Source organism: Ideonella sp., from assembly GCF_041287625.1.
Taxonomy (GTDB): domain Bacteria; phylum Pseudomonadota; class Gammaproteobacteria; order Burkholderiales; family Burkholderiaceae_C; genus Ideonella.
In genome coordinates this window covers 52811-58839 of sequence record NZ_JBGGNH010000014.1, presented here as the reverse complement: position 1 = coordinate 58839, position 6029 = coordinate 52811, and the positions used below count along the sequence as shown (strand labels likewise).

Below are 6029 nucleotides of genomic sequence, written 5' to 3'. Positions count from 1 at the left end.
AGCAGGTCGGCCACGCTGCCGTCGAAGTCCAGCTTGACCTGGCCGGTGGAGAGCTTGAAGGCCACGGCCACCGGCGGTGCTTCGCCGCCTTCGGTGAGCATCGGCAGCGGCGATTCGGAGCTCAGGCGCGCATGCAGCTCGGCCTTGCGGTAATGGCCATCGGCCTGGGCGCGCAGCCCGCCGGCCCCGTTCTGCTCGCCCGCCGTCAAGGCGCCGCTGAAGCTTGCGTCGGCCACCAGGAAGGCGTCCTTGTATTGGCCGGAGAAGCTGTCGACCAGCAGCTCGTCCATCACCAGCCGGGAGGGCTTGTTCGGCGTGGCGGCCGGGTCCTTGTCGGCCAGCGGGCCCAGCGCCCAGTTGGCCTCGCCGTCGGCGCGGCGCGCCAGGTTGGCGCTCAGTGTGTGGGCCGTCAGCGATCGCACGCGCAGCCCCTGGCCGCGGCCGGCGGCGAACAGGTCGCGGTAGCGCAGCTGCAGCTTCAGGTCCTGCACGTCCAGCATGGTCGGGCTGCCGGTCCAGTCGGCGTCGGCCACGCGCAGGCGATCCACGTCCAGCCGCACGCCGCCCAGCAGGTGCAGGCTGGCCTTGCCTTCGAGTTCGACCGGGCGCTGCAGCGCGTTTTCCACGCGGCCACGCAGCGGCTCGATCAGGAAGGGCCAGCCGGCCCATTCGCAAATGGCCACGCCGGCCACCAGGGCCAGCAGCACGCCGCCGCCCGTCATCAGGCCGCGTCGATGGCGGAAACGCCTGGCCTTGTCGGGTGCAGCGGCGGGCGATGGGCCGGCGCTGGCCGACAAGGGGTGCAACGGAGGTGACATGCCTCGCACTGTGGCCGCGTCGGCCGCCCAGCCGTTTCAGACCAGCGCTTCAAGCCCTGTAGGACGATGGCCTGTGTGGCCGCGCCGACCGCAGCCGCTCAGGCGCCCTGCCGGTGCTGCTTGTGCTGCACCTGCACCGGCCGCGGCCCGGCGGTGGCAGGCGAAGCGGCACGCCGCAGGCCTTGCCGTTGCTGCGCATGGATCCAGGTGAACTCAGCGCCGAGCAGGAAGATCTGCGCCGAGTAGTAGACCCAGATCAGCACCACCACAAACGAGCCGGCGGCGCCGAAGCCCGAGGCCACGCTGCTGGTGCCGATGTACCAGCCGATCAGGCCCTTGCCGATGGTGAACAGCAGCGCGGTGAACAGCGCGCCGGTGCCCACGTCGGCCCAGCGCACCTTGGCGCTCGGCAGGATCTTGTAGATCAGCGCAAAGACGATGGTCATCAGCCCCACGGACAGCACCTGGTTGATGACCTCGACCAGCAGCGCCCATTCGCCGAACCAGCGCGACCACCAGCGCAAGGTCGCTGCGATGCCGGCCGACAGCACCAGCGACACCGCCAGCAGAAAGCCCAGGCAGAGGATCAGCCCGAGGCCCAGCAGGCGCGCCCGCACCAGCGACCACGGGCCTGAACTGCGCGGCGTGGGCACGCACCAGATCTGGTCCAGCGAGCGCTGCAGTTCGGCCAGCACGCTGGTCGCGCCGATCAGCGTCAGCACGATGCCCAGCAAGGTCGCGCCCAGGCTTTTGTGCGGCTGGTTCACGCTTTCCAGCAGGCCCTGGATCGCAGCCGCGCCGGTCGGTCCCATCAGCTCGCGCAACTGGTCGAAGATCTCGCCGCGCGCAGCCTCCGGCCCGAAGACCAGGCCGGCCACACCGATGACGATCAGCAGCAGCGGCGCGGCCGAGAACAGCGTGTAGTAGGCCAGCGCGGCGCCGCGGCTGCTGCCGTCGTCGTCCAGGAAGGCCTGCAGCGTGCCTTTCAGCAGGCTCCAAACGCCGCCGTCGCCCGGCGGTGCCGGGCACGGCTGCCCGGACGCCGTGCCCGGCACCGGCTTGGGGGCCAGCGCGGGGTGGACGGGGGGAGTTGGCGGGCCCATCGGCGAGAGCCGGTCTCTGTCAGCGCGGCGCCGGCTGCGGTGCCTGCCCGGGCGCGCGCACCACCAATTCACGCATCACGCCGCCTTGCTGCACGCTGCCGGTCGTTGCGCCCTCGCCTTCGATGCGGCGCAGGCAGGCTTCGCGCTGGTCATTGGGCAGCGGCGCGCAGCGCGCCACCGCGTTGGTGTGCAGCTGCTCGGGACTGACGCTGGTCAGCTGGCCGCGGCGCGCAGCGTCCTGCGCGGCGCCGGCTTCGCGCAGGCAGGCCGCGCGGTCGGTGTCGGGCTTGGTCGCGCAGGCCTGGCGCTCGGCCTGGTAGCTCGACACCGTGGGCGTGGCCGCATGGCCGGCGGCGGCCAGCGTCAGGCTGGCGATGGCCAGCAACGCGGCGCGCGCGCCGCGGCGCATGGGGTGGGGGGTAGAAGGGGCAATCAAACGGGTCATGGCAGTCTCCTGGGCCGGCCGGCTGGCAAGCAGGGCGGCCTCTGTTGATGAACAAGAAAATCGACGCCGACGGCGCGGCGCGTGTGCTCAAAGCGCGGCCGCTGGCGTGCCTTGGGCGGGACTGGAAGGGCTGCGCGGTGCATTGGCCTGTGCCTGGGCGCTCTGGGTGGGCACCGGCAGCGCAGGCGTCACCACCGCGCCGCCTTCGTCCTCCCAGCGCGCCACGTCCTGCTTGTGCGCGGCCTTGTGGGCGAGGTGCTTGCGTTCGTCGGCGCGCTGCACGGCGCGTTCGACCACCCGGCGGACAAACTCGGTGGTCAGCGCGGTCAGCACGATCAGGGACAGTTTCTTCAGCATGGTGTTCACTCCTGGCGGGCAAAGAGAAGAGCGGGTTGGACAGGGGACCCTCACGGCTCAGTCACGCCGCAGGATCACGGTGTGGCGCTTGAGCGGATCGGGTGAGGGCGGGGCGAGTCCGGCGGCCGCAGCGAGCAGGCGGGCGTACTGGCCCAGGCGGGTGCCGTCCTGGGCCCATAGCTCGGCGCGCTGCGGCCGCACGCAAAGCAGGCGCAGCGCGGGGTCGGCCGGGCCGCCGTGGAAATAAGCCTGGTCCATCGGCGCCCACATGTCGCGTGCCAGTGCCTCGTCGCGCAGCACCACGCCGCCGCCTTCGACGGTCACGTAGCGCTGGGCGCCGGGGTCGGCGTAGGTCAGCAGCAGGCGATGTTCGCCCGGCAGTGCGCGCACCAGCTCGCTGGCGGCGGGGGCGAAGAACCACAGCCGGTCCTCGTCGTCCAGGCGCTGGGTGATCATCGGCCGCGGCACCACGCGGGCGCCGGGGATCGAGACCATCGCGAAGCGGATGTCGAAGGCCATGTCCAGCGCCTGGCGCAGTGCCGCGCCACTGCGGTCGGGGTTCGGCGTACTGGAATGGGAGGTCATGCAGGCTTCCTGGCGGGCCGCGCGAGCGGCGTGTCGGGCGGCGAGCAGGACGATCAGATGATCGATTGACGATGCGCGCCGATGAGCCTTGATGGTGGGCCGCCGGCGCGGCCGCCGGGGTCGGTGCGGACCGCGAGCCCCTGTGGGATCAGGCCGACGCGGCGGGCAAAATAAGACTGCTCCTACACATCCCGTCAGACCCCACCTCTACACTCGGTCCTTTGTTGCGTGCTCGTCGCCGACGACAGCGTCGGGCGCCTCCGCTGATGCCCAATCTCAAGATCTTTGTCGTCGAGGACAGCCCCATCATCCGCGGCAACCTGGTTGCCGCGCTGGAGGAAATGGCGCCGGTGACGGTCGTGGGTGCGGCGGAAGATGCGCAGTCGGCCACGCAGTGGCTGGTGCGGGAAGTGCACGATTGCGATCTCGTGATCGTCGACATCTTCCTGAAAAAAGGCTCGGGAATGGACGTGCTGCGGGCGCTGAAGGAAGACGAGCACCTGGCGGCGCGCGTGGTGCTGACCAACTTCGCCACGCCCAGCGTGCGCAGCCAGTGCGCCTCGCTCGGCGCAGACCGGGTGTTCGACAAGTCCAGCGAGATCGAACTGCTGATCGACTACTGCATTGAACTCGCCGGCCAGGGCGCCGCGGGGCCGCAATGAGGGCGGCGCGGACGGCAACCCTACTGGATCAGGCCGTTCTTCAGCGCGTAGTAGGTCAGCTCGCTGTTGGTCGACAGCGAGAGCTTTTCCATGACGCGCGCGCGGTAGGTGCTGACGGTCTTGACGCTGAGGAACATGCTGTCGGCAATGTGGCTCACCGTCTCGCCCTTGGCCAGCCGCAGGAAGACCTGCAGCTCGCGCTCGCTGAGCGCTTCGTGCGGCAGCCGGTCGAGGTTGCCGGTGATGTTGTCGGCCAGCATCTCGGCCACGCTGGGCGTGATGTAGCGACGGCCACGCGAGACGGTGCGGATCGCGGTGGCGATCTCTTCCGGGTCGCATTCCTTGTTCAGGTAGCCGCTGGCGCCCTGGCGCAGCAGCGTGGTGGCGTAGTGGGCTTCGGGGAAGCCGCTGAGGATCAGCACCGGCAGCTCGGGCCGGCGGGCCTTGATGGCGACCAGCGCATCGACGCCGCTCTGGTCGGGCATCGAGATGTCCATCAGCAGCACGTCGACCTCGTCGCCGCGGGCGATCTCCAGCGCTTCCTTGCCGTTGACGGCCTCGGCCGTGACGCGGAAGTCCACTTGCTCGGTGAGGAACTGGCGCAGCCCCGCACGAACAATGGCGTGATCGTCAACGATGCCAATGCGAATCATGTTTTTCTCCTGCGGGCCAAGATACCTGTGTGGCAGTGTAAGGGGTTGCGATGCGCAGCGTGACAAGGGGATTGACCAGCATCCCGTTCGCCAGCTTGATCGGCCCGCTCGCGGTGGCCCTGGCGCTGCTGGTGCTGCTGGTCAACGAGATGGGCGTGCACAGCGTGGCCTCGTACAACGCCGAGCGCGAGAACGCGCTGGAGACGCGCAATGTCGTGGGCCGGCTGCGCCGCCTGCTGCTGGTCGTCGAGTCTTCGCAGCGTGGCTACCTGCTGACCGGCCGCACCGCCTATCGCCAACCCTATGACAGCACGCTGGACGACCTGAACGGCGCGATTGCAGACGTGCGCGCGCTGGCCGACCGGCGCCCGGCCCAGCGCGACACGCTGCTGAAGGTGGCCGACGTGGCCGCAAGCAAGGTCTCGGAGACGCAGGAGGTTGTGCGGCTGTTCGACACCGGCGACCGCAGCAATGCGATGGCCTTGTTCATGACCGACATCGGCCGCGACTACATGGAGCAGGTCACGCACCAGGCCGATGAGATCAACCTGATCGAGGCCCAGGCCTTCGACGCCGCCGGCCGCCAGCGCGACCGCATGCAGGTCTGGGCCCGGCTGGGGCTGGCCGCAATGGTCGCGCTGTGCCTGGCCGCGGTGTTCGCGATGCAGCGGTTGTCGCGGGACCGTGAGCGCGAGCGGGTGCAGCACCTGCTGGCGCTGCAGGCCGAGCGCGACAAGCTGGAGACCGAGGTCGACCGCCGCACCCACGAGCTGGTGGACCTGGCCAAGCACCTGCAAAGCGTGCGCGAGGACGAGCGCCACCGGCTGGCCCGCGAACTGCACGATGAACTCGGCGGGCTGCTGACGGCCGCCAAGCTCGACGTGGCGCGCATGCGCAAGCGCCTGGTCGAAGCCACGCCCGAGGTCAACGAGCGCATCCTGCACCTGACCAAGACACTGGACGAAGGCATCGCGCTGAAGCGCCGCATCATCGAGGACCTGCACCCTTCGTCGCTGAACAACCTCGGGCTGCAGCGCACGCTGGAGATCCTGTGCGTGGAGTTTGCCCAGCGCAGCGAGATCGCGGTGCACACCGAGATCGACGATGTGCAGATGGCGCCCGACCGCGCGCTGGCCATCTACCGGCTGGTGCAGGAGGCGCTGACCAACATCGCCAAGTACGCCTCGGCGCACGACGTGCATGTCACGCTGCGCCGCGAGGGCGACCAGGTCCGGGTGCAGGTGAAGGATGACGGCCTGGGCTTCGACCCGGCCCACATCCGCCAGGGCGCCCACGGCCTGGCCGGCATGCGCTTCCGGGTGCGCTCCTGCCAGGGCGAGCTGACGCTGCATTCCAGCCCCGGCGAAGGCACCACGGTGCAGGCGACGATGCCGGTGTGAAGCCGC

General features: G+C 70.0%; 8 protein-coding genes. 2 read left to right on the top strand and 6 right to left on the bottom strand.

Features of this window, described 5'->3' with window-relative positions:
* From ACAH41_RS04295 to ACAH41_RS04275, 5 genes are all read right to left on the bottom strand, one after another.
* A partial coding sequence (locus tag ACAH41_RS04295) for a hypothetical protein (RefSeq protein ID WP_370538194.1) occupies positions 1–818 on the bottom strand: 818 nt, incomplete at its 3' end.
* A gap of 98 nt (positions 819–916) precedes the next feature.
* Complete coding sequence (locus ACAH41_RS04290) at positions 917–1921, bottom strand: YihY/virulence factor BrkB family protein (protein WP_325652510.1); 1005 nt, start codon at positions 1919–1921, stop codon at positions 917–919.
* A 19-nt stretch (positions 1922–1940) separates the two neighbouring features.
* Positions 1941–2366, bottom strand: coding sequence for a hypothetical protein (locus tag ACAH41_RS04285; protein WP_325652508.1), 426 nt, complete (start codon positions 2364–2366; stop codon positions 1941–1943).
* Positions 2367–2453: 87 nt separating this feature from the next.
* Positions 2454–2723 (bottom strand): hypothetical protein, encoded by a 270-nt coding sequence (locus tag ACAH41_RS04280; protein ID WP_325652507.1) that lies wholly within the window; start codon positions 2721–2723, stop codon positions 2454–2456.
* Positions 2724–2780: 57 nt separating this feature from the next.
* Positions 2781–3308 (bottom strand): pyridoxamine 5'-phosphate oxidase family protein, encoded by a 528-nt coding sequence (locus ACAH41_RS04275; RefSeq protein WP_325652506.1) that lies wholly within the window; start codon positions 3306–3308, stop codon positions 2781–2783.
* Between the two features lie 266 nt (positions 3309–3574).
* Here ACAH41_RS04275 and ACAH41_RS04270 point away from each other — a divergent pair, with 266 nt between their 5' ends.
* The gene (locus tag ACAH41_RS04270) at positions 3575–3970 is read left to right on the top strand and encodes a response regulator transcription factor (protein ID WP_325652505.1); all 396 of its coding nucleotides are present in this window, start codon (positions 3575–3577) and stop codon (positions 3968–3970) included.
* Positions 3971–3990: 20 nt separating this feature from the next.
* Here ACAH41_RS04270 and ACAH41_RS04265 read toward each other — a convergent pair whose 3' ends face one another.
* Positions 3991–4623: a response regulator transcription factor gene (locus tag ACAH41_RS04265; protein ID WP_141291274.1), complete on the bottom strand. Its 633-nt coding sequence runs from the start codon at positions 4621–4623 to the stop codon at positions 3991–3993.
* A 50-nt stretch (positions 4624–4673) separates the two neighbouring features.
* On the opposite strand from ACAH41_RS04265, the gene ACAH41_RS04260 reads away from it, so the two are divergent.
* The gene (locus tag ACAH41_RS04260) at positions 4674–6023 is read left to right on the top strand and encodes a CHASE3 domain-containing protein (protein ID WP_325652502.1); all 1350 of its coding nucleotides are present in this window, start codon (positions 4674–4676) and stop codon (positions 6021–6023) included.
* Positions 6024–6029: the final 6 nt, after the last annotated feature.